The 26,528-nt window shown below is 71.0% G+C and carries 27 protein-coding genes; 11 read left to right on the top strand and 16 right to left on the bottom strand.

The features are described 5' to 3' along the window. On the bottom strand, positions 1-480 hold a 480-nt coding region (locus N790_RS09190; protein WP_043803520.1), incomplete at its 3' end, for a hypothetical protein. Then, a complete protein-coding gene (locus N790_RS09185) occupies positions 477-1,085 on the bottom strand; it encodes a DUF4126 domain-containing protein (protein WP_043803518.1) in 609 nt (202 codons plus the stop codon). The genes N790_RS09190 and N790_RS09185, both read right to left, overlap by 4 nt. Before the next feature lie 119 nt (positions 1,086-1,204). Here N790_RS09185 and N790_RS09180 point away from each other — a divergent pair, with 119 nt between their 5' ends. The 5 genes from N790_RS09180 to N790_RS09160 are packed head-to-tail and all read left to right on the top strand — an operon-like array spanning position 1,205 to position 4,599. After that, positions 1,205-1,936, top strand: a complete 732-nt coding sequence (locus N790_RS09180; RefSeq protein WP_043803517.1) for a DUF6776 family protein — start codon at positions 1,205-1,207, stop codon at positions 1,934-1,936. A 1-nt stretch (position 1,937) separates the two neighbouring features. Further along, positions 1,938-2,393, top strand: a complete 456-nt coding sequence (locus N790_RS09175) for a bactofilin family protein (protein ID WP_043803515.1) — start codon at positions 1,938-1,940, stop codon at positions 2,391-2,393. A gap of 31 nt (positions 2,394-2,424) precedes the next feature. Beyond that, positions 2,425-2,784, top strand: coding sequence for an iron-sulfur cluster insertion protein ErpA (gene erpA, locus N790_RS09170; protein ID WP_043803513.1), 360 nt, complete (start codon positions 2,425-2,427; stop codon positions 2,782-2,784). Positions 2,785-2,795: 11 nt separating this feature from the next. Then, a complete protein-coding gene (gene nudC, locus N790_RS09165) occupies positions 2,796-3,686 on the top strand; it encodes an NAD(+) diphosphatase (RefSeq protein ID WP_043803512.1) in 891 nt (296 codons plus the stop codon). Positions 3,687-3,720: 34 nt separating this feature from the next. Then, complete coding sequence (locus N790_RS09160) at positions 3,721-4,599, top strand: hypothetical protein (protein WP_043803510.1); 879 nt, start codon at positions 3,721-3,723, stop codon at positions 4,597-4,599. A gap of 21 nt (positions 4,600-4,620) precedes the next feature. On the opposite strand, the gene N790_RS09155 is transcribed toward N790_RS09160, so the two are convergent. The 14 genes from N790_RS09155 to N790_RS09090 all read right to left on the bottom strand — a co-directional run bounded on the left by N790_RS09155 (position 4,621) and on the right by N790_RS09090 (position 19,164). After that, complete coding sequence (locus tag N790_RS09155; RefSeq protein WP_043803508.1) at positions 4,621-6,504, bottom strand: MFS transporter; 1,884 nt, start codon at positions 6,502-6,504, stop codon at positions 4,621-4,623. A 3-nt stretch (positions 6,505-6,507) separates the two neighbouring features. Further along, on the bottom strand, positions 6,508-7,794 hold the full coding sequence (gene purD / locus N790_RS09150) for a phosphoribosylamine--glycine ligase (RefSeq protein WP_043803506.1): 1,287 nt from the start codon (positions 7,792-7,794) through the stop codon (positions 6,508-6,510). A gap of 34 nt (positions 7,795-7,828) precedes the next feature. Continuing rightward, positions 7,829-8,257 (bottom strand): hypothetical protein, encoded by a 429-nt coding sequence (locus N790_RS09145; protein ID WP_043803504.1) that lies wholly within the window; start codon positions 8,255-8,257, stop codon positions 7,829-7,831. Further along, a complete protein-coding gene (gene purH, locus N790_RS09140; protein WP_043803502.1) occupies positions 8,257-9,825 on the bottom strand; it encodes a bifunctional phosphoribosylaminoimidazolecarboxamide formyltransferase/IMP cyclohydrolase in 1,569 nt (522 codons plus the stop codon). Before purH ends, N790_RS09145 begins: the two co-directional genes overlap by 1 nt. Positions 9,826-9,866: 41 nt before the next feature. Continuing rightward, entirely contained in the window at positions 9,867-10,145 is a 279-nt protein-coding gene (gene fis / locus N790_RS09135; RefSeq protein WP_043803525.1) for a DNA-binding transcriptional regulator Fis, read from the bottom strand. A gap of 109 nt (positions 10,146-10,254) precedes the next feature. Next, complete coding sequence (locus N790_RS09130) at positions 10,255-10,773, bottom strand: DUF3426 domain-containing protein (RefSeq protein WP_052385832.1); 519 nt, start codon at positions 10,771-10,773, stop codon at positions 10,255-10,257. 18 nt (positions 10,774-10,791) lie between these two features. Beyond that, positions 10,792-11,697, bottom strand: a complete 906-nt coding sequence (gene prmA, locus N790_RS09125) for a 50S ribosomal protein L11 methyltransferase (protein ID WP_043803500.1) — start codon at positions 11,695-11,697, stop codon at positions 10,792-10,794. A 55-nt stretch (positions 11,698-11,752) separates the two neighbouring features. After that, a complete protein-coding gene (locus N790_RS09120; protein ID WP_052385831.1) occupies positions 11,753-13,411 on the bottom strand; it encodes a phosphoethanolamine transferase in 1,659 nt (552 codons plus the stop codon). 147 nt (positions 13,412-13,558) lie between these two features. Beyond that, a complete protein-coding gene (gene accC, locus N790_RS09115) occupies positions 13,559-14,926 on the bottom strand; it encodes an acetyl-CoA carboxylase biotin carboxylase subunit (protein ID WP_043803497.1) in 1,368 nt (455 codons plus the stop codon). Positions 14,927-14,936: 10 nt separating this feature from the next. Continuing rightward, positions 14,937-15,419, bottom strand: coding sequence for an acetyl-CoA carboxylase biotin carboxyl carrier protein (accB, locus tag N790_RS09110; protein WP_043803495.1), 483 nt, complete (start codon positions 15,417-15,419; stop codon positions 14,937-14,939). A gap of 34 nt (positions 15,420-15,453) precedes the next feature. Further along, the gene (gene aroQ / locus N790_RS09105; protein WP_043803494.1) at positions 15,454-15,888 is read right to left on the bottom strand and encodes a type II 3-dehydroquinate dehydratase; all 435 of its coding nucleotides are present in this window, start codon (positions 15,886-15,888) and stop codon (positions 15,454-15,456) included. Positions 15,889-15,966: 78 nt separating this feature from the next. Further along, on the bottom strand, positions 15,967-16,530 hold the full coding sequence (locus tag N790_RS09100) for a TlpA family protein disulfide reductase (RefSeq protein WP_043803492.1): 564 nt from the start codon (positions 16,528-16,530) through the stop codon (positions 15,967-15,969). Between the two features lies 1 nt (position 16,531). Further along, positions 16,532-18,676: a protein-disulfide reductase DsbD family protein gene (locus tag N790_RS09095; RefSeq protein ID WP_043803491.1), complete on the bottom strand. Its 2,145-nt coding sequence runs from the start codon at positions 18,674-18,676 to the stop codon at positions 16,532-16,534. A 107-nt stretch (positions 18,677-18,783) separates the two neighbouring features. Continuing rightward, positions 18,784-19,164, bottom strand: coding sequence for a helix-turn-helix domain-containing protein (locus N790_RS09090; RefSeq protein ID WP_043803489.1), 381 nt, complete (start codon positions 19,162-19,164; stop codon positions 18,784-18,786). 376 nt (positions 19,165-19,540) lie between these two features. Here N790_RS09090 and N790_RS09085 point away from each other — a divergent pair, with 376 nt between their 5' ends. The 6 genes from N790_RS09085 to N790_RS09060 form a co-directional block, all read left to right on the top strand. Then, positions 19,541-20,026 (top strand): hypothetical protein, encoded by a 486-nt coding sequence (locus tag N790_RS09085; RefSeq protein ID WP_156970021.1) that lies wholly within the window; start codon positions 19,541-19,543, stop codon positions 20,024-20,026. 143 nt (positions 20,027-20,169) lie between these two features. Beyond that, complete coding sequence (groES, locus tag N790_RS09080) at positions 20,170-20,457, top strand: co-chaperone GroES (protein WP_043803485.1); 288 nt, start codon at positions 20,170-20,172, stop codon at positions 20,455-20,457. 58 nt (positions 20,458-20,515) lie between these two features. Next, positions 20,516-22,156, top strand: coding sequence for a chaperonin GroEL (gene groL / locus N790_RS09075; protein WP_043803483.1), 1,641 nt, complete (start codon positions 20,516-20,518; stop codon positions 22,154-22,156). Between the two features lie 202 nt (positions 22,157-22,358). Beyond that, positions 22,359-23,066, top strand: coding sequence for a hypothetical protein (locus N790_RS09070; protein WP_043803481.1), 708 nt, complete (start codon positions 22,359-22,361; stop codon positions 23,064-23,066). Positions 23,067-23,153: 87 nt separating this feature from the next. After that, positions 23,154-25,322 carry a PAS domain S-box protein gene (locus tag N790_RS09065; RefSeq protein WP_043803479.1) on the top strand — a complete coding sequence of 723 codons (2,169 nt, stop codon included), beginning with the start codon at positions 23,154-23,156 and terminating at the stop codon, positions 25,320-25,322. A gap of 60 nt (positions 25,323-25,382) precedes the next feature. After that, a partial coding sequence (locus tag N790_RS09060; protein WP_156970020.1) for a phospholipid carrier-dependent glycosyltransferase occupies positions 25,383-26,528 on the top strand: 1,146 nt, incomplete at its 3' end.

Genomic DNA, 26,528 nt, shown 5'->3' with positions numbered 1-26,528 from the left:
CTGCGGCGGCGCGGCGGCCTCGCCCATTTCGGTGGCGGTGGCCGGCGGGGCGTCTTCGCTCCAGCGGCGCCAGTAATTCGCCGGCGGCGTCTCGGCGCGGCCGCTGCCCTGCAGCGGGCGCGGCGGGGCCAGGTCGGGCGTGGGCGCCTCGGCGGCCATGGGCACGGCGTGGCCGATGTCTTCCACCAGGTGCCACAGGCGTTCGCCGGTTTCCGGCGAGGGCAGGGCCTGCTGCTGCAGGGTGTCGTCGAGCAGGGCATGCAGGCGCAGGAAGTGTTCGCCGGCGTCGTCCAGGCCGTGGCGCTGGCAGGCGTGGCCCAGGTGCAGGGCGTCTTCGTGCATCAGCGCCAGGCCGTTGATGTCCCAGCCGTCCTGCAGGAAGCGGTGCAGGCGACGGCCAAGGGTCTCCACGCGCCGCGGCAGGTGGCGCAGGAAGGCGTGTCGGTGTTCGGCGAGTCGTGACTCGTCGTGCGGATTCATCGCGTGGCCCCCGGTTGGCCTTGGATTATGCCCTTGGGGCCGGCCGTGCGTCGCCACACCCAGCGGGCGATCCAGAACACCACCAGCGCGGCGATGCCCAGCACCGCGAGCAGCAGCGCCAGCGCCACCCAGGGATAGGCGAACACCAGGCCCAGGGCGCCCAGCGCGGCCACGTCCTCGCCGGCGGAGGCCGCCCAGTTCGACACCGGCTCGGGCGAGGCGTTGATGACCGCGCGCGTGCCCGACTTGAGCAGGTGCGTGCCCAGCGCCGCGGTCGCGCCCAGCGCCAGCGCGCCGACGGCCAGCTGGCCGTCGTCGGACAGGGTGGCGGCGGCCAGGAAGGCGCCGGCGGGGATGCGCGCCAGGGTCTGCAGCAGGTCCCAGCCCGAATCCACGCCGGGGATCTTGTCGGCCGCGAACTCCACCACGGCCAGTGCGCCGGCGGTGCCCAGGACCCAGGGCGAGGTGGTGGCGGCCAGCGCGGTGGGCAGTTCCACCCAGCCCATCAGCCCGGCGATGCCCACGCCGAACACCGTCAGGTAGGCGCGCACGCCGGCCAGGCAGGCCAGGGCGAGGCCGAGGGCGAAGATGTGGGCTTCGGTCATGGCGGGGGCTCCCGGAGCGTGACGTGGTTCACAGTATAGTGAGCCTCCGCCTTGACGCTGGCGGAGCGCACCGGCTCTAGTTGACCGGATTCGCGCCCTCCGCGCACCTGTCCCCGCCCATGAGCACCCCCGCCCCGGTCAAGCCCCGCTTCGTCATCGTCCCGCACCGCCCGCACGCGCGGGTGCTGCTGGCCGTGGCGGCCGCGCTGTGGCTGGCCAGCCTGGTGGCCACCTGGTGGGTGGCCTCCGAGCGTGCCGCCCCGGGCCTGGCCAAGGTGCGCGACGAACTCGACCTGGCCAACCGCCGCGTCGCCGACAGCGAGGCCCTGGTGCGCCAGCTTCGCCAGAACGTGGCCACCCTGCGCCGCAGCGACCAGATCAGCCGCAGCGCCAACACCGAGCTGCAGGCCAGCCTGGCCGAGCGCGAGGAAGAGGTGTCCGGCCTGCGCGCCGACGTGGCCTTCTACGAGCGCCTGGTGGGCGCCACCGGCCAGCGCCGCGGCCTGAGCGTGCACGAGGCGGTGTTCGAGCCCGAGGAGGGCGGCACCTGGCGCTATACCGTCACCCTCACCCAGAACCTCAACCGCGGCGCCATCAGCAAGGGCGAGGCGCGGGTGTCGGTGGAAGGCGTCAGCCAGGGCCGCCTGCGCAGCCTGGGCTGGGAAGAGCTCCTGCAGAAGCCGGGTTCACCCGGCCAGCCGTTTTCGTTCCGCTATTTCCAGCAGCTCGAAGGCAGCGTGATGCTGCCCGAGGGCTTCACCCCCCAACGCGTCCGCGTGCAGCTGCGCTCGGACGGCAGCACCGTGGACCAGGCCTTCCCCTGGCAGGCCCGGGAACCACGAGGAGATTGAGATGCTCGGCATCGGAAAGGGCAAGTCCCCCGGCCACGGCCAACACGCCGTGGAAACCCTGGTCGGTCCGCGCGCGGTGATCCGCGGCGACGTGAATTTCACCGGTGGCCTCTACGTCGAGGGCACCATCCACGGCAAGGTGGTGGCCGACGAGGGTTCGGCCGCCGTGCTCACCATCGCCGACAAGGGCCGCGTCGAAGGCGAGGTGCGCGCGCCGGTGGTGGTGATCAACGGCCACATGCAGGGCGACGTGTACGCCAGCGAGCGGGTGGAACTGGCCGCCAACGCCCGGGTGCAGGGCAACATCCACTACAAGGTGGTGGAAATGGCCGCCGGCGCCATGATCACCGGCCGCCTGATCCACGCCGACGCCCCGCTCGCCCAGCTCACCGGCCCGGACACGGCGCCCGCGCCGGCCGGCCGCGTGAAGGCCAAGGGCGAAGCGCAGGAAGCTTGAACCCGGGGCCGCGAGGCCCCATCTTGGCGGCATGGAAATGCACCCCAGTTACCAGCAGCTCGACGCCCCGCTCGAGTTCACCGCGTCCGCGGCCGCCAAGGTCGCCGCCCTCATCGCCGAGGAAGGCAACCCGGCGCTCAAGCTGCGCGTGTACATCACCGGCGGCGGCTGCTCGGGCTTCCAGTACGGCTTCGAGTTCGACGAGCAGCAGGCCGAGGACGACCTGGCCCTGCAGCGCGACGGCGTCACCCTGCTGGTCGACCCGCTGAGCCTGCAGTACCTGATGGGCGCCGAGGTGGACTACCGCGAGAGCCTGCAGGGCGCGCAGTTCGTCATCCGCAACCCGAACGCCAAGACCACCTGCGGCTGCGGCAGCAGCTTCTCGGCCTGAGTCCCACGCCCATGCCGCCCGTGCCGCCGCCCGCCTTCGGCTTCCGCGGCCCGGGCCCCGACCGCTCCGAACTGCTGCGCGACCGCCCCGACGAGCTGCGCGCCCGCTGGCCGGCCGCGCGCGTGCTGGTGGTGGACGCCGAGGGCAACGCCCGCTTCCACGGCAGCGACGAAGCCCCCGAGGCCGGCCGCGGCGCCGACTTCGCCGAAGAGCTGCCGGCCGCCGCCAGCTTCCTGGGCCTGGACGGCGACACCGCCTGGTTCGCGCTGCCGCACGAATCCCTGCCCGAACCGCTGCCCGGCCGCATCGGCCTGCGCGACGCCGCCATGCGCTGGCCCGCGCTCGACGCCGCCGCGCTGGCCCAGGCGCGCGCGCTGGTGCACTGGCAGCAGCGCAACCGCCACTGCGGTGGCTGCGGCGAGCTGCTGGTGCTGGTCCGCGCGGGCTACAGCGCGCGCTGCCCGGCCTGCGGGCTGGAACACTACCCGCGCACCGACGCCGCCATCATCGTCGCCGTCACCGACGGCGCGCGCCTGCTGCTGGGCCGCCAGGCCAGCTGGCCGCCAAACCGCTGGTCGGTGCTGGCGGGGTTCGTGGAACCCGGCGAATCGCTGGAACAAACCGTCGCGCGCGAAGTGATGGAGGAAGCCGGCGTGCCGGTGCTCTCCTGCACCTACGCGGCGTCCCAGCCCTGGCCGTTCCCGGCCGCGCTGATGGTGGGTTTCCACGCCGAAGGCGCGCCGGTGGAGCCGGTGGTGAGCGACGAACTCGAGCAGGCGCGCTGGTTCAGCGCCGCCGACATCCACGCCGGCGTGGCCTCGGGCGAACTGCTGCTGTCGCCGCGCCTGTCCATTTCGCGCTGGCTCATCGACAGCTGGCTGGCGGGCCAGCCCGGGGCCTAGGCGGCCCTGCGGCAATCGGGGCTAGAATCTGGCCATGTCCGCCGCGCTCATCGCCGTCGTCGTTTCGCTGCTGCTGGGGCACGTGTTCCCGGCGCTGCCGGCGCTGCGCCGCTACGACTGGTTCATCGGCTGGCTGCACTGGCTGGGCAAGCAGGCCGGCGGCGACTGGCCGAACAAGGTGGGCCTGCTGATCGCCGTGGGCTTGCCGCTGCTGGCGGTGGGCACGGTGCAGTTCTTCATCGACGACCTGGCCTACGGCCTGCCGGCCTTCTTCTTCGCGCTGCTGGCCCTGCTCTACACCTGGGGCCCGCGCGACCTGAGCCTGGACGTGGAAGCCGTGATCGAAGCGCGCGAACCCGAGGCGCGCCGCGCCGCGGCCGCGGCGCTGTTCCCCGAGGGTGGCGAGCCGGTGTGCGAAGGCCCGACCCTGGTGGAAGCGGTGTTCCGCTGCGCGCTGTGGCGCTGGTTCGGCGTGCTGTTCTGGTTCCTGGTGGCGGGCGCCGTGGGCGCCATCGGCTACCGGCTGATTTCGCTGTGCGCGCAGGGCGAAGCCCGGCGCAGCCTGCCCATCGGCCAGCGCGGCGTGGCGCGCATCGCGCTGGCGGTGCTGAACTGGCCGGTGGCGCAGCTGATGACCTTCGCGCTGGCGCTGGCGGCCGACTTCGACCGCGTGCTCAGCGCCTGGCGCGACTGGCATGCCGAGGGCGTGCGTCTTGACGTGGGTTTCCTGGGCGCCGCGGCGCGTGCGTCGGTGGCCAGCGAACTGGCCGAGGAAGACGCCTACGCCGTCGACGGCCCCGCGCAGGCCCCGGGCCTGCTGGAACTGCGCGACGCCATGAGCCTGGTCTGGCGCGTGCTGCTGCTCTGGCTCGGCGTGCTCGCCGTCATCGTCCTGGCCGGCTGGGCCACCTGAGTTTTACGCAGCAAGGGCTGCTCAGGGCCGGTTTCCGCGAAGTTCCCGCACGCGGGCCTCGAGCGAGGCGGCGGTGGCTTCGGTGCCGGGCACCGGCGGGTCGGCGATGAGGCCAACGTGGGCGCGCAGGCGGCGCGGCACGCGCAGGCGGCCGAGGCGGCTGTCGCGTTTGCTCCACATGCTGTCCCACAGCCCCGTGAGCGCCATCGGCACCACCGGCACCGGGTTGCTGGCGAGGATGCGCTCGATGCCGCCCTTGAAGGGCGCGATGCGGCCATCCTTGGTGAGCGCGCCCTCGGGGAAGATGCACACCAGCTCGCCGGCCTCGAGCGCGGCCTTCACTTCCTGGAACGCGGCTTCCATCACCGCCGGGTCTTCCTTCGCGCCGGCGATGGGGATGGCGCGATGCGCACGGAACACCCAGTTCATGCCGGGGATGCGGAAGATCTTGTAGTACATGACGAAGCGGATCGGGCGCGGCACCGCGGCGCTGATCACCAGCGGGTCCATGTAGCTGACGTGGTTGCACACCAGCACGGCCGGGCCCTCGTCGGGCACGTTGTCCTCCACGCCCTCGATGCGCACGCGGTAGAACAGCGACACGTAGATCCAGGCCAGGAAGCGCAGGAAGAATTCCGGCACCAGGCTGAAGATCAGGATGGACACCAGCGCGTTGGCGATCGCCAGCGCCAGGAACACCTGCGGGATGGTCCAGCCCAGCAACTGCTGCACCGCCACGCCCAGCATGGCCGCCATGACGATGAAGAAGGCGTTCTGGATGTTCACGCCGGCGATGACGCGCGAGAGCTCTTCCTTCGGCGTGCGGCTCTGCACCAGGGCGAACAGCGGCACGATGAAGATGCCGGCGAACAGGCCGATCAGCACCAGGTCGGCGATGAGCCGCCAGTTCCCCGCGGCGACGAATTCGCGCACCGTCAGGCCGCTGGCCGCCACCGGCCCCGGCTGGGCGAAATACAGGTCGGCGCAGAACACCGTCATGCCGATCGCGCCCAGCGGCACCAGGCCGATCTCGATGGTGCGGTGGCTGAGCTTTTCGCACAGCAGCGAACCGATGCCGGTGCCCACCGAGAACAGCACGAAGCAGAACAGGTACAGCGTGCTGCCGCCGCCAAGGTAGCTTTCGGCGTAGGTGGGCAGCTGCGCGGTGAGCACGGTGCCGACGAACCAGAACCAGGAAATGCCCAGGATGGCGTTGCGCACCGCCAGCTGCTTGCGCGCCAGCCGGAAGGCCTTGAGCGATTCCGGGAACGGGTTCCAGTTGATCTCCAGGTCCGGCGCCGAGGCGTCCACGGTGGGCACCATCCGGCTGACCAGGTTGCCGGTGATGGCCAGCGCCACGATGGCCGCCGCGGCCGCTTCCGGACCGTATTCGCCGGCGACCACGAAGATCAGGCCGCCGAAGATCATGCCCAGCAGGATGGACATGGACGTGCCCATCTCGACCAGGCCGTTGCCGCCGGTGAGCTCCTCGGGCTTGAGCACGCTGGGCAGGATGGAATACTTCACCGGCCCGAACAGGGTGGACTGCAGGCCGGTGCCGAACAGCGCCACCAGCAGCAGCGCCATGTTCTCGGTCAGGAAGCCCACGGCGGCGACCGACATGATGCCGATCTCCATCATCGTGGTGATGCGGATCAGCCGCGACTTCTCCAGCTTCTCGGCCACCTGGCCGGCGATCCCCGAGAACAGGAAGTAGGGCAGGATGAACAGCGCCGGCGCCAAGTTGGTGTACAGCGTGCGCTGCTCGGCGCTGGTGCCCAGGAAAAACAGCAGGCCGATGATGGCCTGCCGGTACACGTTGTCGTTGAAGGCGCCGAGCGACTGCACCACGAAGAAGGGCAGGAAACGCCGCTGCCCGAGCAGTTCGAACTGGTTGTGCGCCATGGCTCAGCCCTGCTCGCGTTCGATGGCGCGCCAGCCGATGTCGCTGCGGTAGAAGCAGCCGTCCCAGTGGATGTTGTCGGCGGCGGCGTAGGCGCGGCGCTGGGCGTCGGCCACGCTGTCGCCCAGGGCGCAGGCGCAGAGCACGCGGCCGCCGGCGGTCACCACCTGGCCGTTCTTCATGGCCGTGCCGGCGTGGAAGACCTTGGCGCCGGGGCCCGGGTCGGTGCCCAGGCCGGCGATGACGTCGCCGGTGCGCGGCGTGCCGGGGTAGTTCTCGGCGGCCATCACCACGCCCAGGCTGGGGCGCGGGTCCCATTCGGCCTGCACCTTCTCCAGGCGGCCGGCGATGGCGGCTTCCACCAGGTCGAGCAGGTCGCTGCGCAGGCGCAGCATCACCGGCTGGGTCTCCGGGTCGCCGAAGCGCACGTTGAATTCGATGACCTTGGGCGAACCGTCCGGCGCGATCATCAGGCCCGCGTACAGGAAGCCGGTGAACGGCACGCCGTCGGCGATCATGCCGCGCACGGTGGGTTCGACCACCTCGCGCATGATGCGTGCGTGCACCTCCGGGGTGACCACCGGCGCCGGCGAATACGCGCCCATGCCGCCGGTGTTCGGGCCGGTGTCGGCGTCGCCGACGCGCTTGTGGTCCTGCGAGGTGGCCATGGGCAGCGCGAAGCGGCCGTCCACCATGGAGATGAAGCTGGCTTCCTCGCCTTCCAGGAATTCCTCCACCACCACGCGCGAACCGGCGTCGCCGAAGGCATTGCCCTCGAGCATGTCGGTGATGGCGGCCTCGGCCTCCGCCAGCGTCATCGCCACCACCACGCCCTTGCCGGCCGCCAGGCCGTCGGCCTTGATGACGATGGGCGCGCCGTGGTCGCGCACGTGCTGCAGCGCCAGCTGGGCGTCCTCGAACACGGCGTAGTAGGCGGTGGGGATGCGGTGGCGGGCCAGGAAGTCCTTGGCGTAGGCCTTGCTGCCCTCGAGCTGCGCGGCGGCGGCGGTGGGGCCGAAGATGGGCTGGCCGGCCTCGCGGAAACGGTCGACCACGCCGCGCACCAGCGGCGCCTCGGGACCGACCACGGTGAGCGCCACGCCGTCGGTCTCGACCAGGTTCAGCAGCGCGTCGATGTCGGTGGCCGCGATGTCCACGTTGCGGCACTTTGCTTCCGTGGCCGTGCCGGCATTGCCCGGGGCCACCAGCACCTCGGTGACGCGCGCCGACTGCGCCAGCTTCCAGGCCAGGGCGTGCTCGCGGCCGCCGGAACCGATCACCAGGACTTTCATGCGTGTCTCCCGCGGGAATTGGATAGGGGGCGGCTCAGCGCCGGCAGTCGGCGGCGGCCAGCGTGACCTCGAAGAAGACGCGGTCCTGGCTGTCGACGAAGCGGCGCTTGAGCACCACCCCGCGCGAGAGCAGGAACACCACGTCCGGGTAGTCGCACAGCGGCAGCATCAGCGCCTTTTCCGCGCGCGCCACCTGGCTGGCGTCGCCGGCCTCGGGCACGCTGCGGCTCAGGCTGCGGATGGTCATCACCAGCGCCGGGCCTTCGAAGGCCACGCGCTCGAGCATCAGCCCGGGCGCGTATTCGCGCGGCAGGCCCTGCTGGAAGCCCGCCAACACCGCCTGCACCTTGGCCACCGCGTCGTTTTCGCGCGTGCGCCGTTCGGCCAGCCACCAGCCGCCGGCGATGATGCCCAGGCCGGCGACCAGCACCAGGGCGATGAGCCAGGGCGGGCTCTTTTTCATCAGTGGCGGAAGTGGCGGCGGCCGGTGAAGACCATGGCCATGCCGTGTTCGTCGGCGGCGGCGATGACTTCGGCGTCGCGCATCGAGCCGCCCGGCTGGATGACGGCGGCGATGCCGGCCTTCGCGGCGGCGTCGATGCCGTCGCGGAAGGGGAAGAAGGCGTCGGAGGCCATCACCGAGCCCGGCACCACCAGGCCCGCTTCCTCGGCCTTGAGGCCGGCGATCTTCGCGCTCACCACGCGGCTCATCTGGCCGGCGCCGATGCCCACCGTCTGCAGGTCCTTCGCGTAGACGATGGCGTTGGACTTCACGTACATGGCGACCTTCCAGGCGAACAACAGGTCGCGCAGCTGGGCGTCGGTGGGCGCCCTGGCGCTGACGACCTTGAGGTCGGCGGCGGCGAGCGCGTCGGTGTCGGCGTCCTGCACCAGCAGGCCGCCGGCGATGCGCTTGTACTCAAGGCCGCTGGCCGCGCGCAGCTCGCCGCAGGCCAGCACGCGCACGTTCGCCTTCTTGGCGAAATGCGGCAGGGCGTCGGCGGCGATGGACGGTGCGATCACCACCTCGACGAACTGGCGCTTGAGGATCTCGGCCGCGGTGGCGGCGTCCAGTTCGCGATTGAAGGCGATGATGCCGCCGAAGGCCGAGGTCGGGTCCACCGCGTAGGCGCGGTCGTAGGCGTCCATCAGGTTCGCCGCCACGGCCACGCCGCAGGGGTTGGCGTGCTTGACGATGACGCAGGCCGGCGCGTCGAAGGCCTTGACGCATTCGAGCGCGGCGTCGGCGTCGGCGAGGTTGTTGTAGCTCAGCTCCTTGCCCTGCAGGAAACGCGCGGTGGCGACGATGCCCTGCGGCGCGTTGGCTTCGACGTAGAGCGCGCCGCGCTGGTGCGGGTTTTCGCCGTAGCGCAGGGCCGAGGCGAGTTGCAGCGAGGCGTGGAAGGTGTCCGGCCAGGCCTTGGGTTCGGCGGGTTCTTCGGCGCGCGGCGACAGCCACATGGCGATCTGGCCGTCGTAGGCGGCGGTGTGGGCGTAGGCCTTGGCCGCGTACGCGCGGCGCATGGCAGGCGTGGTGCCGCCGGCCTGCAGCGCTTCGAGCAGCGCGCCGTAGTCGGCCGGGTCCACCACCACCGAGGTGCGGGCGTGGTTCTTGGCGGTGGCGCGCAGCATGGCCGGGCCGCCGATGTCGATGTTCTCGATGGCGTCGTCGTAGCTGCAGCCGGGCTTGGACACCGTCTGCACGAACGGGTAGAGGTTCACCACCAGCAGGTCGATGGGGGCGATGCCGTGTTCGGCCATCACCGCGTCGTCCACGCCCTCGCGGCCGAGCAGGCCGCCGTGGATCTTCGGGTGCAGGGTCTTGACCCGGCCGTCCATGATTTCGGGGAAACCGGTGACTTCGCTGACGTCGCGCACCGCCAGGCCGGCCTCGCGCAGCGCCCGGGCGGTGCCGCCGGTGGAGAGCAGGTCCACGCCCAGCGCGGCCAGGCCGCGGGCGAGTTCGAGCAGGCCGGTCTTGTCCGACACGGACAGCAGGGCGCGGCGGACGGGTTGGCGTTCGGCGGTCATCGGGCACCTCGTGGGGGAGCCGCGATTATACCGGGGGCGGCTCAGGCGAGGCCGTAGGCCTTGAGTTTCTTGCGCAGGGTGGCGCGGTTGATGCCCAGGCAGGCGGCGGCGCGGCTCTGGTTGCCGTCGCAGTGGCGCATGACCTCGGCGAACAGCGGCGCCTCGATTTCGCGCAGCACCACTTCGTACAGGTCGTCCGGGTCGCAGCCGTTGAAATCGTGCAGGTAACGCCGCACCGACCGCGACACGTGGTCGCGCAGGGGCGTGTGGCCGGAGGGGGTCGTGCTGGTGTCCGCGCGGGCGGCGGGCAGGGCATTCACTTCGGGGCGCTCCAATGATTCTTGTCCGCTTCCCTGCGGAGCCCGGCGGCTGGCGACGGGGAGGGGGAGTCTACGTCAATCCCGATGACGCCGCGACTGCCGGCCGGTTTCAGTGGAAGTCGAAGGTGAAGGCCACCGCGCGCTGGCCGGGGTCGAGGATTTCCAACGTTGCGCTGGCCGATTGGCCGGGCTCGATGAGCGGCCGGGCCGGCGGGCTGCCCAGGTATTCGCGCGGCTGGAAGCGGCGCAGGCCCAGGGCCTGGCCGTCGATGTCGTGCAGCGCCACTTCCATCACCGGCCAGGGCTGGGCCCAGCGCGCGTCGTTGCGGAAGCTGGTGGTGATCAGCAGCGCGCGCGGGTCTTCCGGATGCCGGCGCACTTCGCGGCTGGTGACGCGGAAGGCGGCGGGTTCGTGCCAGGCCGGCAGGTCGCAGCCGAGCAGGCCGCACAGCGTTTCCAGGCGTGGCCGCCAGGCCGGGTCGCCGGCCAGGCGCGCGCGGTCGGCCAGCGCCAGCTGCAGGCCCAGGGCCAGCACCAGCAGCGCGGCCGCCAGCCACCAGCCCCAGGGCAGGGGACGACGCGGCACGGCGGGGCTGGCGACGGCGAATCGCGGGGCGCGGGGGGGCATGGCGGCAAGGATACCGGTTCAACCGGCGCGACGAACCCCGGTGATGCGCATCCAGTCGCCGTCCTGCACGGCTTCGAGGTGGTCGAACCAGGTGGCGTACTTTTCCATCAGCGCGCCTTCCTGCCCGTGCAGGATGCCCGACAGCGCGATCACGCCGCCCGGCGCCACGCGCGAGGCCAGGGTTTCGGCCAGTGCGTCGAGCGCCACGGCCAGGATGTTGGCCACCACCACCGGGTAGGTGGCCGCGGGCTCGTCCTCCGGCAGGTACACCTGCAGCCGGTCGCCCACGCCGTTGCGTTCGGCGTTGTCGGCGGTGGCGGCCAGGGCCTGCGGGTCGTTGTCCACGCCCACCGCGGCGCTGGCGCCGAGCTTGAGCGCGGCCAGCGCCAGGATGCCGCTGCCGCAGCCGAAATCGAGCACGGTCTTGCCGCGCAGCACCAGCGAATCAAGCCAGCGCAGGCAAAGCGCCGTGGTCGGGTGCGTGCCCGAGCCGAAGGCCAGGCCCGGGTCGAGCCGCACGATCACGCCGTCCTTCGCTTCCGGCGGCGGGTCCATGTTCCAGGGCACGATCCAGGTGCGGCGGCCGAACTGCAGCGGCACGTACTGGTCCATCCAGGCGCGTTCCCAGTCCTGGTCGGCGACGGTGCGGAAGTCGGCCTGCGACAGGTCGATGGCGTCGTCGAAGGACTCGAGCGCGTGCAGCACCAGCTCGGGCACGGTGTCGCCCTCGAACAGCGCCACCAGGGTGATCTCGGGCCACAGCGGCGTCTCGCCCACGCCGGGCTCCAGCACGGCCTTTTCGTTGGGCGTGGCGGCGTCGGCGTCGAGCAGGGTCACCGACAGCGCGCCCAGGTCCATCAGGGCGTTTTCGGCGCGGTGTTCGTCTTCGGCGCGGACGCGCAGGGAAAGTTCGAGGAAGGGCATGGCGGGGCGGACGGCGGCGGGGCCGCCATTGTCGCACCCCCGGCGCCCGGCGGCCTCAGGCCGGGGCGCAGCCGGCCAGGGCGTCGAGTTTCGGGCGATAGGCCGTGGTCTTTACGTCCACCAGGCCCAGCACGGTGTGGAACAGGTTGTCGTGGCTGAGCTCGCGGTGCCGGCGCGCGCCGACGCAGGACGGTTCCAGCCCGCGCCAGTGTTCGAAGCGCTCGGACGTCCACAGCAGCATCGGCACCCGGGTCTGCTCGTCGGGCGCCATCAGGTAGGGCGCGCCGTGCAGGTACAAGCCGCCTTCGCCGGTGGATTCGCCGTGGTCGGACAGGTAGAGCAGGGCCGGGATGCGCGCGTCGCCCTGCTCCCTGAGCACGTCGACCAGCGTGGCCAGCACGTGGTCGGTGTAGAGGATGGTGTTGTCGTAGCTGTTGCGGATCTGCTCCGGCGTGCAATCCTGCAGCGCCACCGAACCGCAGGTGGGCGTGAAGCGCTCGAAGGCCTTGGGGTAGCGCTTGAAGTAGGCCGGGCCATGGCTGCCGATCATGTGCAGCACGAACACCTTGTCGGCGCTGCCCGGCGCGGCCAGCTCCCGGCGCAGGTGTTCGACCAGCACCTCGTCGTAGCAGCCTTCGCCGTCGCAGAGCGGGCTGGCCGACACGGCCGCCATTTCCTCCTCGCGCACGCGGCGGGCGGCGCCCTTGCTGCCGGTGTTGTTGTCTTCCCACTCGACCTCGAAGCCGGCGTGGGCGAGCACGTCGAGCAGGTTCTCGCGGCCGCGGAAGCGCGCTTCGTCGTAACCGTCGCGGCCCAGGTCGGAAAACATGCAGGGCAGCGAGGTGGCGGTGTTGGTGCCGCAGGAGGACACGTTGTCGAAATAGGTGATCGGGGTCGCCGCCAGCCGCGGGTTGGTCGGGCGCGCGTAGCCGCCCAGGCTGAAGCTCTGCGCGCGCGCCGATTCGCCCACCACCACCACCAGCAGCAGCGGCGGCCGCGGGGCGCCGGCGTAACTGCCGCCGCCGCGGGCGTCGGCGCCCAGCGGTTCCACCGTGTCGGGGAAGGCCGGGCCGGAATGCTTGGCGTAGGCGCGCAGCGCGTTGGCCAGGTTCAGCGGCGCGGCCAGGTGGCGCAGTTCGCCGTGGTTGCGCGCGGTGGACGCCATCTCGCGCGAGAACGGCGCCACGGCCACGCCCACCAGCAGCAGCATGGCCAGCATGAAGCCGCCGCGCGCCAGCAGTTCGCGCGGCCAGGGGCGGTAGCGCACGCGCAGCGCCAGCAGCCCCGCGGCGGGCAGCAGGCCCAGGCCCACGACGTAGGCGGCCATCTGCCACGACAGCCATTCGCGGCCCTCGCGCAGGTCGGTTTCCAGCACGCTCTGCACCGCGTGGCGGTCCACCACGGCGCCGAAGCCGTCCATGAAATAGGCCGTGGCCGCCGACACCACCAGCACGAAGGCCAGCGCCGGCTTCTGCAGCCCGCGCCAGGCCAGCAGCGACAGGAACACGCCGTTGAGCGCGAACACCACCAACCACGCCGCCGCCACGAACAGCCAGCCGCGTCCGCCGCCGGGGATGTCCGCGGCCAGCAGGTGCCGCCAGAAGCTGAGGCTGTAGACCGTGGCCAGCGCGGCCGAGGCGAGCGCCGTCAGCGCGTTGGCGGACAGGCCGCGCGCGTCGGCGCGGCCCGGGGAGGGGCGGAAGGGGTGGCGCATGGGCTCGGGCTCTCGGGCCACGATGGCCCCTGCCGCGCATTCTCGCCGGGTACGCCCCGGGGTATGTCAAAAATCCGTAAGGCGACGCGCGGGGTTCAGCCTGCGCTGCGCCAGGGGCCAATCCGTCCCTGGCGCAGTGCGCTCGGCTCAGCCCAGGCCGATGGCCTTTTCCTTGCGCTCGGCCAGGCGCTTTTCCAGGTAGTGGATGTTGGTGCCACCCTGCTGGAAACCCACGTCGGCCATGATGCGGCTCTGCAGCGGCACGTTGGTCTTGATGCCGTCCACCACCATTTCGCTCAGCGCCACGCGCATGCGGGCGATGGCCTGGGCGCGGGTGGCGCCGTGCACGATGAGCTTGCCGATCATCGAATCGTAGTTCGGCGGGACCTTGTAGCCTTCGTAGATGTGCGAATCCACCCGCACGCCCGGGCCGCCCGGCGCATGGAAGTGGCGGATCAGGCCGGGGCTGGGCAGGAAGCTCTCCGGGTCCTCGGCGTTGATGCGGCACTCGATGGCGTGGCCGGTGATCTTCACGTCGCTCTGCCTGATGGAAAGCTTCTGGCCGCTGGCGATCAGCAGCTGCTCGCGCACCAGGTCGATGCCGGTGATCATTTCCGTCACCGGGTGCTCCACCTGGATGCGGGTGTTCATCTCGATGAAGTAGAAGCGGCCGTTCTCGTACAGGAACTCGAAGGTGCCGGCGCCGCGGTAGCCGATGCGAACGCAGGCCTCGGTGCAGATGCGGCCGATCTCGGCGCGCTGCTCGTCGGTGATGCCCGGGGCCGGCGCTTCCTCGACGACCTTCTGGTGGCGGCGCTGCATGGAGCAGTCGCGCTCGCCCAGGTGGATGGCGTTGCCCTGGCCGTCGGAAAGCACCTGGATCTCCACGTGGCGCGGGTTCTCCAGGAACTTCTCCATGTAGACCATGTCGTTCGAGAACGCGGCCTTGGCTTCCTGGCGCGTCGCGGCGATGGCGGTGAGCAGCGCGCCCTCGGTGTGCACCACGCGCATGCCGCGGCCGCCGCCGCCGCCGGCGGCCTTGATGATCACCGGGTAGCCGATCTCGCGGCCGTGGGCGATGCACTCGGCCTCGTCGTCGGGCAGCGGGCCATTGGAGCCCGGCACGCAGGGCACGCCGGCTTCCTTCATGGCGCGGATGGCCTCCACCTTGTCGCCCATCATGCGGATGACGTTGGCGGTGGGGCCGATGAACACGAAGCCCGACTTTTCGACGCGCTCGGCGAAATCGGCGTTTTCGCTCAGGAACCCGTAGCCCGGGTGGATGCCCTGGGCGTCGGTGACCTCGGCCGCGGCGATGATGGCCGGGATGTTGAGGTAGCTCTCCGAGGACGGCGCCGGGCCGATGCACACCGACTCGTCGGCCATCGCCACGTGCTTGAGGTTGCGGTCCACGGTCGAGTGCACCGCCACGGTCTTGATGCCGAGCGCATGGCAGGCGCGCAGGATGCGCAGCGCGATCTCGCCGCGGTTGGCGATGACGATTTTCTCCAGCATGGGCCGGTCCTCAGCTGATGACGAACATGGGCTCGTCGAACTCGATCGGCTGGCCGTTCTCGACCAGTATGGCGCGCACCGTGCCGGAAACGTCGGCCTCGATCGGGTTGAACATCTTCATCGCCTCGATGATGCCCAGCGTCTCGCCGGCCTTCACGGTCTGGCCCACCTTCACGAAGGGCGGCTTGTCCGGGCTGGGCGAGGCGTAATAGGTGCCGACCATGGGCGAACGCACGGTGTGGCCGTCCGGCACGTCCTTGGTGGACTTGCCCACGGCTTCGGCCGAGAGCGCGGGCGCGGCGGCGGCCGGCGCCGGGCGGGCCGGTTCGGCGTGCGCCACCGGGGCCGGGGCGGCCATCGGCGCGGGCGCGGCGTAGCCGGCCTTGGGCACGCGCGCCAGGCGCACGGACTCCTCGCCCTCCTTGATTTCGATTTCCGCGAGGTTCGATTCCTCGAGCAGGTCGATGAGCTTCTTGATCTTGCGAAGGTCCATGATGGCCTCGTCTTGTGGTGATGGTTGGAAGGGGTCAGAGCCGCGCGATGGCGGCTTCGAGCGCGTAGGCGTAGCTGTCGGCGCCGAAGCCGCAGACCACGCCGGTGGCGATGTCGGAGAAGTAGCTGGTGTGCCGGAACGGCTCGCGCGCGTGCGGGTTCGACAGGTGCACTTCGATGAAGGGCAGGGCCACGGCGGCCAGCGCGTCGCGCAGGGCCACCGAGGTGTGGGTGAAGGCGGCTGGGTTCACCAGCAGGAAGGCGGTGCCGTCGAGGCGGGCGGCCTGCACCCGGTTGACGAGTTCGTGCTCGGCATTGGACTGGAAGCTTTCCAGCGCATGGCCGGCGGCCTCGGCGCGCGCGGCCAGGCGGGCGGTGATGTCGGCGAGGGTCGCGCGGCCGTAGATGCCCGGCTCGCGTTCGCCGAGCAGGTTCAGGTTGGGACCGTTGAGCACCAGGATCTTTGCCACGCCAGCCTCCCCAGGGGAGGCACAGTCTGGGGGCAGGGTGGGCGGGTTGTCCAGAAGATCGCCGCGACTTCGGCGATTTTAACGGGCGTTTGAATTTACCCAGGCCTGCACGGATTCGGGGTCCGGGAAGGCGCCGTAGTGGGTCGCGAGCAGGGTGCCGCTGGCGTCCACCAGCACGGTGTAGGGCAGGATGCCGCGCCGGTTGCCCAATTGCACGGAACTGTCGCCCGGGCCCGGGTTTTCCACCAGCAGGGTGAAGTCCACCGGCACCTCGCGCAGGAAGGCCAGGGCCTCGTCCGGGCTTTCCAGGGCGATGCCGACCACTTTGACGCCGTTGCCGCCCTGCTGCCGGGCATAGGCGTCGAGCACCGGCATTTCCTTGCGGCAGGGGCCGCACCAGCTGGCCCAGTAGTTGACCAGCCGCGTGCGGCCGGGGCCGGACACCGTGACCGGTTCGCCCGAGCGCAGGTCGGGCAGGACCAGTTCGGGCACCGGCTGGCCGATTTCAGTGATGACCATGCCCGGCGGCGCCGGTTTTTCGTCCGGCATCAGCGCGCGCTGGCCCAGCCACCAGCCCAGCCAGGCGGACAGGCCGCCCAGCACCACGATGGCGCCCCAGGTGAGGATGGCGTCGCGCTTCATGTCAGTCCGCCGCCCTGGCCAGGGCTTCGTCCACGATGGACTGGGTCAGCAGGGTCGGCAGCACCTCGGGTTCGCCGCCGTCGCGCGGGTACACCACGTACAGCGGCACGCCCACGGCCTGGTGCGATTCGAGGAAGGCGGTGATGGCCGGGTCCACGTCGGTCCAGTCGCCCTTCATGTAGACGGCGCCGGCGCGCCCGAGCGCCTCGCGGAAGGCGGGGCGGCCGAGCACGGTGCGTTCGTTGGCCTTGCAGCTGACGCACCAGTCGGCGGTCATGTTCACGAACACGACGCGGCCGTCGCGGCGCAGCTGTTCGAGGCTGTCGGCGGAATAGGCGACGACGCCGGCCTCGGTCGCCGCGGCTTTCTCCGGCGCCGGCATGCGCTGCACCAGCACCGCCGGCCACAGCGCGGCCAGGATCACCGCCACGGCGATGGCCTTGGCCAGCACGCCCTTCCAGCGCGCCTTCTCCCACAGCCACAGGCCCAGGCCCAGGCCCACGGCGCCCACCAGTGCCAGGCCGATGGCGTCGGCGCCGCGCTGCTTGGCCAGCACCCACAGCAGCCACACGGCCGTGAGGTACATGGGGAAGGCGAGCACGTGCTTGAAGGTTTCCATCCACGCGCCCGGCCTGGGCAGCCGCGCCGCCAGCGCCGGCACGAAGCCGATCAGCAGGAAGGGCAGGGCCAGGCCCAGGCCCAGCGCCAGGAACACCGCGATCGCCACCACCGGCGAGGCGGTGAACGCGAACGCCAGCGCCGTGCCCATGAAGGGCGCGGTGCAGGGGCTGGCCACCACCACGGCCAGCACGCCCGTGAAGAAATCGCCGGCCGGGCCGGATTTTTCCGTGAGCGACTGGCCCGCGCCCGCTAGCGAGGCGCCGAAGCTCACCACGCCCGACAGCGACAGGCCGATGGCCACCATCACCAGCGCCAGCGCGGCGATGACGCCCGGCTGCTGCAGCTGGAAGCCCCAGCCCAGCGCCAGCCCGGCCTGGCGCAACGCCAGCGCGATGCCGCCCACGGCGGCGAAGCTGGCCAGCACGCCGGCCGTGTACCAGAGCGCATGCACGCGCGCCTTGCGCTGGTTGCCGCCGCCCTGCGCCAGCGACAGCGCCTTGAGCGACAGCACCGGCAGCACGCAGGGCATCAGGTTGAGGATGACGCCGCCGCCCAGCGCCAGCAGCAGCGCCAGCCACAGCGGGGTGCCGGCCTTCGCGGGCGGGGTTTCCGGCGGCGGGCCGCCCACGGCGCCGCCCGCGGGCAGCTGCAGCGCCACGGTGCGGGTCATCGGCGGGTAGCAGATGCCGTCGGTCTGGCAGCCCTGGAAGGTGACGCTGAGCGTGGCCGGCACGGCGCGGGTATGTTCGCGGATGAGCGGCAGCGGCGCGTCGACCGGTTCGAAATACACCTGCACGTCGCCGAAGTGCTCGTCGAAGTGCGACTGCGAAGGCGGCCACTGGATTTCGCCGGCACGCACGCCCTCGGCCGCCAGTTCCACCGAATTGCGCTCGCGGTACAGGTAGTAGCCCGGCGCCGGCGTGAAGCGCAGCAGCAGGCGGTCGGCGGTGTCGACGATGGCTTCGAAGCGGAAGGCCTGGTTTTCCGGCAGCGGCAGGCCGCCGGCGGCGATGGCGGGGTTGGTGGCGACGCCGAACAGGTCGGTGCCGGCGGGCGCGGCCAGCGGGTCGGTGCCGGCCGGGGCGCCGCCGTCCGCGGGCAGCTCGACCGTGACCGTCTTGGTGTGCGGCGGGTAGCAGATGCCGACGTCGGCGCAGCCCTGGTACTTCACCTGGAAATCGAGCGTGCGCACGCCGTCGGCGGCGGCGCCGGTGAGCACCGCGGTCACTTCGTCGCGGTAGGTCTGCACGTCGCCGAAGAACTCGTCGGTGTAGGCGATGCCGTCCGGCAGCTCCAGCGGATTGGCCTTGAAGCCGCCGCCGGCGGGCTGCACGCCCATGCGGTGCCGGTAGAGGTAATAACCCCCGGCGATCTTCCAGGTGAATTCGATGCGGCCGCGCTCGGTGGCTTTCGCGCTGAGCGCGAAGGCCTCGTCGATGGGCAGCAGGTCGGCTTCGTCGACCGCCCGGGCGGTCGGGGAAAGAAGCAGCAGGGTGGCCAGCAGGGCCGACAGCCAAGGGGTCATGCGGGGTCTCGCGTGGGGCGGGGGTGGGCCGCGAAGCGCGGGCCGCCCCCTGGGACCACCAGTATCCCCGGAAGTTCGCGGCCCTGGCGAATCGGGCCGCGACAGTGTCAGGCCCGGGAGGTCATGGCCTCGACAAAATCCACCAGCGGTTGCTGCTCCGGGTTGCGAAGGGAGCGGAACGCGACCAGCAGGCGCTCCTCCAGCCCGCACTGGGCGTAGAAGTTGAGCAGCATGGCCGGCGTGTCGTTGCCGTTGGCGTCGCCGGTGCCACCGACCCAGCGGCTGCCGCGGCCGGTGGCCAGCCACTCGAAGCTGACCGCGGTGGCCATGGCGATCTTGGCCATGTTGTCGGTGGTGGGCTTGGCGCCGTCCTTGCGCTCCCACTGCGCGACCGCGCTGCGGGCCACGCCGACCGCGAAGGCCAGTTCCGACTGCGACATGGACGCGCCCCGGCGCGCCTGCCTGATGCGATTGAACAGAAGACTCATTGGTGTTTCCCCGAAAACGTCCTGCAAGGAACCGACGCTGCATGTTTTGACTAACCATGTCAGCGCAACTACCCGGAACCGGTGCATCTGCCCTAACCGCCCCCTCGGCAAGTGGGCAGGCACCGGTGTTTCCGGGGCGTCGGACAGCGGCATTGAGCAGCTGGCCGACAGGGTGGGCGCCTCCTGCGCCAACCGGGGCGTTGACCCCGGTCCCCGTCGCCATGCTCTAGTGGCGCGACACCCCTTGTTTCATGGGGTTTTGTCGCGGCCGGGCAAGCGACCGGGCACGCGCCGATTGTTGGGTTATCGCCGGCAGGAAATCAACTCGCGCGGGTGCGGCGTTTTGTCGCCCGGGCGGGTTGCACAGGGGGCAGGGATGAAAGGTTTGGCAGCGGTCTTGCTGCTGGCGTTGCTGGCGGACGCCGGCCTGCGGCTCCATGGCCACCTGGGCCTGGAGGTGGGCGCGGTCGTGCCGGTGCTGGGCGGCCTGCACCTGGTGGCCATCCCGGGCACGGGCGCCGCCGCCCTGGGCCTGGGCCCCGTGGCCTGGCGCGGGGTTTGCCTGGCCCTGGCCCTGATGGCCGCCGCATCCTTCGTGTTCACCTCCGCCCTGTTCGGCCGTGGCCGGGGGCGGGTGTTCGTGGCCGGCGCCTGGCTGGCGGCCAGCGTGGTGGCCGTGGCCCTGGCCGACCTCGGCGAACTGCTGGCTTTCGGTTTCCTGCTCGACACCCTGGCGTGGTGGCCCGGGCAGGCCGGCGGCCTGGTGTTCGGGCTGGGCCAGGCGCTGGTGCCGGCGCTGCTGGCCGGGCTGGCGGCCTGCTGGGCGGTGCAGCTGGCCGCGGGGCTGCGGCAGGGGTCTTGAAAGCCCGGGGACGGGGCTACAGATAGGGTGGGTCGCGCGGCCTTCCTGCGGATTCGCCGCGCGCGTATCATTGGCACTCACCAGGGCCGAGTGCTAACAGCATAGGCCCATGTCGTTGAAATTAAAGGACTAAGAGGACTCTCATGAATATCAAGCCGCTGCACGACCGCGTGGTCATCAAGCGTATGGAAGAGGAAAAGATGTCCGCTGGCGGCATCGTCATCCCGGATTCGGCCACCGAGAAGCCCATCAAGGGCGAAGTGCTGGCCGTCGGCGCCGGCAAGGCGCTCGACAACGGCTCGGTCCGCGCCCCGTCGGTGAAGGTCGGCGACAAGGTGCTGTTCGGCAAGTACGCCGGCACCGAGGTCAAGCTCGACGGCACCGAGTACCTGGTGGTGAAGGAAGACGACATCCTCGCCATCCTCGGCTGATCCCGCGCCTTTCGCGCGACCAGTCACACCCCCCTCAAAGAATTCTGGAGTTTAGAAAATGGCTGCCAAGGAAATCCGTTTCGGTGAAGACGCCCGCGCCCGCATGGTGAAGGGAGTCAACATCCTCGCCAATGCCGTCAAGGCCACCCTGGGCCCGAAGGGCCGCAACGTCGTGCTCGACAAGAGCTTCGGCGCCCCCACGATCACCAAGGACGGCGTGTCCGTCGCCAAGGAGATCGAGCTGGCCGACAAGTTCGAGAACATGGGCGCGCAGATGGTGAAGGAAGTCGCTTCCAAGACCTCCGACAACGCCGGCGACGGCACCACCACCGCCACCGTGCTGGCGCAGGCGCTGATCCGCGAGGGCATGAAGGCGGTCGCCGCCGGCATGAACCCGATGGACCTCAAGCGCGGCATCGACAAGGCCGTCGTGGCCGCCGTCGAGGAGCTCAAGAAGATCTCCAAGCCGTCGTCCACCTCGAAGGAAATCGCCCAGGTCGGCGCCATCTCGGCCAACTCCGACGCCAACATCGGCGAGCTGATCGCCAAGGCCATGGACAAGGTCGGCAAGGAAGGCGTGATCACGGTCGAGGAAGGCTCGGGCCTGGACAACGAACTCGACGTCGTCGAGGGCATGCAGTTCGACCGCGGCTACCTGTCGCCGTACTTCGTCAACAACCAGCAGTCCATGTCGGCCGAGCTCGATGACCCGTTCATCCTGCTCTACGACAAGAAGATCTCGAACGTGCGCGAGCTGCTGCCCGTGCTCGAGGGCGTGGCCAAGGCCGGCAAGCCGCTGCTGATCGTCGCCGAGGAAGTCGAGGGCGAAGCCCTGGCCACCCTCGTCGTGAACACCATCCGCGGCATCGTCAAGGTCTGCGCCGTGAAGGCCCCGGGCTTCGGCGACCGCCGCAAGGCGATGCTGGAAGACATGGCCATCCTGACCGGCGGCACCGTGATCTCCGAGGAAGTGGGCCTGCAGCTCGAGAAGGCCACCATCAAGGACCTCGGCCGCGCCAAGAAGATCCAGGTCTCCAAGGAAAACACCACCATCATCGACGGCGCCGGCGCCGCCGACGGCATCCAGGCCCGCATCAAGCAGATCAAGGCCCAGATCGAGGAGACCTCGTCCGACTACGACCGCGAGAAGCTGCAGGAGCGCGTGGCTAAGCTGGCCGGCGGCGTTGCGGTGATCAAGGTCGGCGCCGCCACCGAAGTCGAGATGAAGGAAAAGAAGGCCCGCGTCGAAGACGCCCTGCACGCCACCCGCGCTGCCGTCGAAGAAGGCATCGTCCCGGGCGGCGGCGTCGCGCTGATCCGCGCCAAGGCGGCCATCGCCGGCCTCAAGGGCATCAACGAAGACCAGAACCACGGCATCGTGATCGCCCTGCGCGCCATGGAAGCCCCGCTGCGCGAGATCGTGACCAACGCCGGCGAAGAGCCGTCGGTCATCCTCAACAAGGTGGTCGAGGGCAAGGGTGCGTTCGGTTACAACGCCGCCAACGGCGAGTACGGCGACATGATCGAGTTCGGCATCCTGGACCCGACCAAGGTCACCCGCACCGCGCTGCAGAACGCCGCGTCCATCGCGGGCCTGATGATCACCACCGAAGCGATGGTGGCCGAGGCCCCGAAGAAGGACGAGCCGTCGATGCCGGCCGGTGGTGGCATGGGCGGCATGGGTGGCATGGACTTCTGATCCCCCAAGGCCCCTCTCCCGCTCGCGGGAGAGGGGTTGGGGAGAGGGAACCCCCGCTCCACGAAAAGCCCCGCTCCGGCGGGGCTTTTTCTTTGCGCCGTAATCGCCTGTGAACGCCCGGCCCGACCCCTGACTTCCGGCAGGGGTGGCCCGCAAGCGCCGGCCCCACGCTGGCCGCTTCCTGCCCCCGAGTCCCCGCCCCATGAAGCCCCTGCCGCTCCTCGCCGCCACGCTGGCCGCCGCCGCGCTTTCCGCCTGCACGCCGGCGCAGGTGAAATTGCCCGCGGGCTTTTCCGAACGCGCGGTGGCGCACGCGGTCAGCGGGCATTCCCCGCGCCGCTTCAACCAGCCCCTCCACTTCGGGCCCTACAGCGCGCGCCGCATGCACGAAGGCGACACCTTCCACTGGGAGGCGCCGATCGGCCGCACCGGGTTGCGCGGCAGCGAGCGGCCCTACGCCTTCACCCTCACCACCCTCGGCCAGCCGCCGGTCGAGGTGCAGTGCGCCTCGCGCCAGGCCGTGCTGCGCCATGGCGACGACGACGCGTCGCTCGAACTGGACCTCACCGCCTTCGAAGGCCCGCTGCTGGCCTGCGGCCTGCGCCTGGGCGAGGCGGCGCCGGTGCGGCTGCTGGAGCTTTCCGTGCACCGCCACGGTTACGAGGGCCGGCTGGATTCGCCCTGGGGCCCGCTGGCCATCCGCAGCCTGCACGGTTACGCCGGCAGCGGATTCACTTCGATGGAGGCCAACGGTTTCGAAGTGCAACGCGCCGGCGAACCCTGGATGGTGGTGGAAACGATCAACGCCGGCCGCGTGCTGCTCGACCCCGCGGCCGACCCGCGCCAGCAGGCCTACCTGGCCGCCGCCGCCACCGCCCTGCTGCTGCTCGACGCCGACCTGGGCGATTGAGCACCGAGCCGCGCCCGGCTTTGACCGGGCGCAAGTAAAAGGCCGGGAATCCGGATACCTTTGGGGGTATCAGCAAGGGATTCCCCGATGCCGCACCGCTTTTCGCCGCCCACCCGCCGCCCCTGGTTCCAGGGCCTGTTCCGCTGGTTGGGGAGCCGGGCCGCCGCCGAACGCGACCTGATGTTCCACCTCGCGCCCGGCCTGCAGGTCATCCTCGACCGCGAGCACCGCGTGCAGCGCTGCAACCCGGCCTGGGAAGTCCTGCTGGGCTGGCGCGAGGACGAATTGCTGGGCACCGAACTCGTCCGGCTCCAGCATCCCGACGACGTCCACGTTTCCCGGGAGCAGGGCCGCCTGCTGCTCGAGCAGGGCCTGTCCGTGACCGGCTTCGAGAACCGCCTGCGCCACCGCGACGGCACCTACCGGCGCATCCGCTGGTACGCGCGCCAGCTCGAGGATGGCCGCACCTACGGCTTCGGCCAGGACGTCACGGAAGCGAGCCAGGCCGAACGCGAGCGCGACCTGTTCTACACGCTGGCGCCGGGCCTGCAGGGCATCGTCTCGCCCGACGGCACCCTGCGTCGCGCCGGCCAGGGCTGGAAGACCATCCTGGGCTACGACCCCGCGGCGCTGGTGGGCCACCGCATCACCGAACTGGTGCACCCCGATGACGTCGAGCCCACGCGCGCGGCGGTGATCCGCGCCGTGGCGCGCGGCGACCACGGCACGCCCTTCCTCAACCGCTACCGCAACGCCAGCGGCCAGTACCGGTGGATCCAGTGGTTCACCCTGCCGCTGCCCGAAACCGGCGAGCTCTACGGCTTCGGCCTGGACATCACCGAGCTCAGCGAGGCGCAGGCGCGGTTCCGGTCCGCGTTCGAGCATGCGGCCATCGGCATCTCGCTGGTGGGCCTCGATGGCCGGCTCCTGGAGCCGAACCCGGCGCTCTGCCGCCTGCTGGGTTATGCGCGCGAAGAGCTCGTGGCCATGACCTACAAGGACATCACCTACCCGCCGGACCTGGAGGCCGACGTGGCCCTGGCCACCGAGCTGGCCGAGGGCAGGCGCGAGTCCTACACCATCGACAAGCGCTACATCACCAAGTCCGGCCAGCTCACCTGGATCCAGCTCACCGGTTCGCGCGTGCTCGACGCCGACGGCCGCCTGCTCTACTTCATCGCCCAGGTGCAGGACATCAACGAGCGCAAGCGCGCCGAGGAACGCCTGACCATCGCCAACACCGAACTCAGCAACGCCCTGCACGAACTGCGTGGTTATGAAATGCAGATGCGGCGCATCCACGAGCTGAGCCAGCTGCTGATGGTCTGCGCCGACCGCGCCGAGGCCTACGAGGTGATGCAGCGCGTGTTCGGCGCGCTGCTGTCCGACCACCCCGGTTATTTCGCCGTGCTCGAGCCACAGGCGCGCCAGCTGCTGCCGGTGTTCCAGTGGGGCGAAGGCGAACCGGTGGAGGCGCCGATCCCGGTGGGCGACTGCTGGGCGATGCGCCGCGGCGAGCCGCACCTGGTGCTCGACGCCGCGCATGACCTGGCCTGCCACCACGTCAGCCGCGACGAGCACGGCTGCGCCTGCATCCCGCTCACGGTCAACGGCCGCACCAACGCCATGGTGCACGTCGCGGACCTGGGCAACGCGGCGGAAGCCAAGCGCGTGGGCGCCCTGATCGAAACCCTGGGCGAAGTGGTGAAGACGTCGCTGTCGAACCTCGACCTGCGCGAACACCTGTCCGAGCAGGCCATCCGCGACCGCCTCACCGGGCTCTACAACCGCCGCCACCTCGACGACCAGCTGCCGGTGGAATTCGAACGCGCCCGCCGCAAGGGCCAGCCGGTGTGCCTGGCGATGGTGGACATCGACCACTTCAAGCACTTCAACGACGACTTCGGCCACGAGGCCGGCGACGAGGTGCTGCGCGCGATCGGCCGCTACCTGCGCGAATCGCTGCGCAAGGTGGACCTGGTGTTCCGCTACGGCGGCGAGGAATTCACCGTGATCCTGTCCGAGGCCGACGCCGCCGGCGCCCGCGCGCGGCTCGAGGCCATCCGCGAGGGCGCCAAGGGCCTTGCCGTCTGGTACGGCGGCGACAAGCTGCCCACGCCTTCGCTGTCGGTGGGCGTGGCCTTCTCCGACGCCGACCACCCCGATCCCGAGTCGCTGATCCGCGCGGCCGACCGCGCGCTCTACCGCGCCAAGGACCTGGGCCGGGACCGGGTGGAATTCTCCGGCGGCGGTTGACCGTCCGCCCGCGCAGCCGGGAAGCGTTAGTCCGGAGGAGACCCCGGGCGGAGCAGGCGCATGGCGGATCGACGCGGAACGGGTGCCCGCCGCTGGGCGGGCGTGGCACTGCTGCTGGCGCTGGCCGGGCTGGCGGTGCTGCGGTCGCACTGGGGCACGCGCCTGGACGGCTTCACGGTGGACGAACCCTGGCACGTGGTCGCCGGCGTCTCGTACCTGCGCACCGGCGATTTCCGCCTCAATCCCGAGCACCCGCCGCTGGTGAAGCAAGTGGCCGGCGCCGCGCAGGCCGAGGGTTTCGTGCTGCCGCCGTTCGCGCCGCTGGTGGAGAAGTCGCAGGAGCGGGATTGGGTCGAGGACGCCATGTTCCTCAGGAACGACGCCGCGGCCGCGCAGCGCGCCACCCGCGCCTCGCTCTGGGCCTTCCACGGCACGCTGCTGCTGGCGCTGGGCCTGCTGCTCTGGCGCGCGCTGGGGCTGCCGTGGGCGGCGGGTTCGCTGGCTTTCCTGGCCATCGAGCCCAGCGTGGCCGCGCACCTGCCGGTGGCCATGACCGACCTGCCGCTGGCGCTCACGCTGGCGGTGGCCGTGGCGGCCGCCGGCCTGCTGCTTTCCACCTGGCAGTGGCGTTGGGTGCTGGCCGCGGGGCTGGCACTGGGGCTGGTGCTGGGCAGCAAGCATTCCGGGCTGGCCGGCGTCGCCGGCGTAGGCGCGGTGCTGGCCGTGGGCGTACTGGCCGGCTGGCGCCAGGGTTGGGCCGAAGGCGTGCGCCGCCTGGGCCAGGTGCTGGCCGCGGGCGTGCTCGGCCTGGCGGTGCTGTGGGCGATGTACGGCTTCCGCTTCCACGCCGGGCCCGACGGCAGCGACGGCTTCAACCGCGCCATGGCCGACAAGGTGGCCGACCTCAACATCCCGCACTGGCGCACGGCCATCGGCCTGGCCGACGAAGCGCGCCTGCTGCCGCGCGCCTACCTGTGGGGGCTGGCCGACACCGTACGCGCGGGCGTCGAGGGTCGCGGCCAGTCCTCGCACCTGGTGTGGGGCGTGAACCACAAGGGGCGGCCGCCCTGGTTCACCTGGCCGAGCATCATCGCTTCGAAGCTGCCGCTGGCGCTGGCGGCGATGGCGCTGCTGGGCCTGCTGGCGCTGCGCTGGGCGACGCTGACCGCGGCCGGCCGCTGGCTGCTGGCCGCCGCGGCGGGCGCC

The organism is Arenimonas malthae CC-JY-1, from assembly GCF_000747075.1.
In the GTDB taxonomy this organism is placed as follows: Bacteria; Pseudomonadota; Gammaproteobacteria; order Xanthomonadales; family Xanthomonadaceae; genus Arenimonas; species Arenimonas malthae.
Note: the sequence above shows the minus strand (reverse complement) of the source record. Positions and strands in the feature narration are given on the sequence as shown.

Coding starts and splice junctions, on each gene's coding strand:
- N790_RS09185 (WP_043803518.1), bottom strand. CDS start 1,085: ATGACCGAAGCCCACATCTTCGCCCTCGGCCTCGCCCTGGCCTGCCTG.
- N790_RS09180 (WP_043803517.1), top strand. CDS start 1,205: ATGAGCACCCCCGCCCCGGTCAAGCCCCGCTTCGTCATCGTCCCGCAC.
- N790_RS09175 (WP_043803515.1), top strand. CDS start 1,938: ATGCTCGGCATCGGAAAGGGCAAGTCCCCCGGCCACGGCCAACACGCC.
- erpA (WP_043803513.1), top strand. CDS start 2,425: ATGGAAATGCACCCCAGTTACCAGCAGCTCGACGCCCCGCTCGAGTTC.
- nudC (WP_043803512.1), top strand. CDS start 2,796: ATGCCGCCCGTGCCGCCGCCCGCCTTCGGCTTCCGCGGCCCGGGCCCC.
- N790_RS09160 (WP_043803510.1), top strand. CDS start 3,721: ATGTCCGCCGCGCTCATCGCCGTCGTCGTTTCGCTGCTGCTGGGGCAC.
- N790_RS09155 (WP_043803508.1), bottom strand. CDS start 6,504: ATGGCGCACAACCAGTTCGAACTGCTCGGGCAGCGGCGTTTCCTGCCC.
- purD (WP_043803506.1), bottom strand. CDS start 7,794: ATGAAAGTCCTGGTGATCGGTTCCGGCGGCCGCGAGCACGCCCTGGCC.
- N790_RS09145 (WP_043803504.1), bottom strand. CDS start 8,257: ATGAAAAAGAGCCCGCCCTGGCTCATCGCCCTGGTGCTGGTCGCCGGC.
- purH (WP_043803502.1), bottom strand. CDS start 9,825: ATGACCGCCGAACGCCAACCCGTCCGCCGCGCCCTGCTGTCCGTGTCG.
- N790_RS09130 (WP_052385832.1), bottom strand. CDS start 10,773: ATGCCCCCCCGCGCCCCGCGATTCGCCGTCGCCAGCCCCGCCGTGCCG.
- prmA (WP_043803500.1), bottom strand. CDS start 11,697: ATGCCCTTCCTCGAACTTTCCCTGCGCGTCCGCGCCGAAGACGAACAC.
- N790_RS09120 (WP_052385831.1), bottom strand. CDS start 13,411: ATGCGCCACCCCTTCCGCCCCTCCCCGGGCCGCGCCGACGCGCGCGGC.
- accC (WP_043803497.1), bottom strand. CDS start 14,926: ATGCTGGAGAAAATCGTCATCGCCAACCGCGGCGAGATCGCGCTGCGC.
- accB (WP_043803495.1), bottom strand. CDS start 15,419: ATGGACCTTCGCAAGATCAAGAAGCTCATCGACCTGCTCGAGGAATCG.
- N790_RS09100 (WP_043803492.1), bottom strand. CDS start 16,530: ATGAAGCGCGACGCCATCCTCACCTGGGGCGCCATCGTGGTGCTGGGC.
- N790_RS09095 (WP_043803491.1), bottom strand. CDS start 18,676: ATGACCCCTTGGCTGTCGGCCCTGCTGGCCACCCTGCTGCTTCTTTCC.
- N790_RS09090 (WP_043803489.1), bottom strand. CDS start 19,164: ATGAGTCTTCTGTTCAATCGCATCAGGCAGGCGCGCCGGGGCGCGTCC.
- N790_RS09085 (WP_156970021.1), top strand. CDS start 19,541: ATGAAAGGTTTGGCAGCGGTCTTGCTGCTGGCGTTGCTGGCGGACGCC.
- groES (WP_043803485.1), top strand. CDS start 20,170: ATGAATATCAAGCCGCTGCACGACCGCGTGGTCATCAAGCGTATGGAA.
- groL (WP_043803483.1), top strand. CDS start 20,516: ATGGCTGCCAAGGAAATCCGTTTCGGTGAAGACGCCCGCGCCCGCATG.
- N790_RS09070 (WP_043803481.1), top strand. CDS start 22,359: ATGAAGCCCCTGCCGCTCCTCGCCGCCACGCTGGCCGCCGCCGCGCTT.
- N790_RS09065 (WP_043803479.1), top strand. CDS start 23,154: ATGCCGCACCGCTTTTCGCCGCCCACCCGCCGCCCCTGGTTCCAGGGC.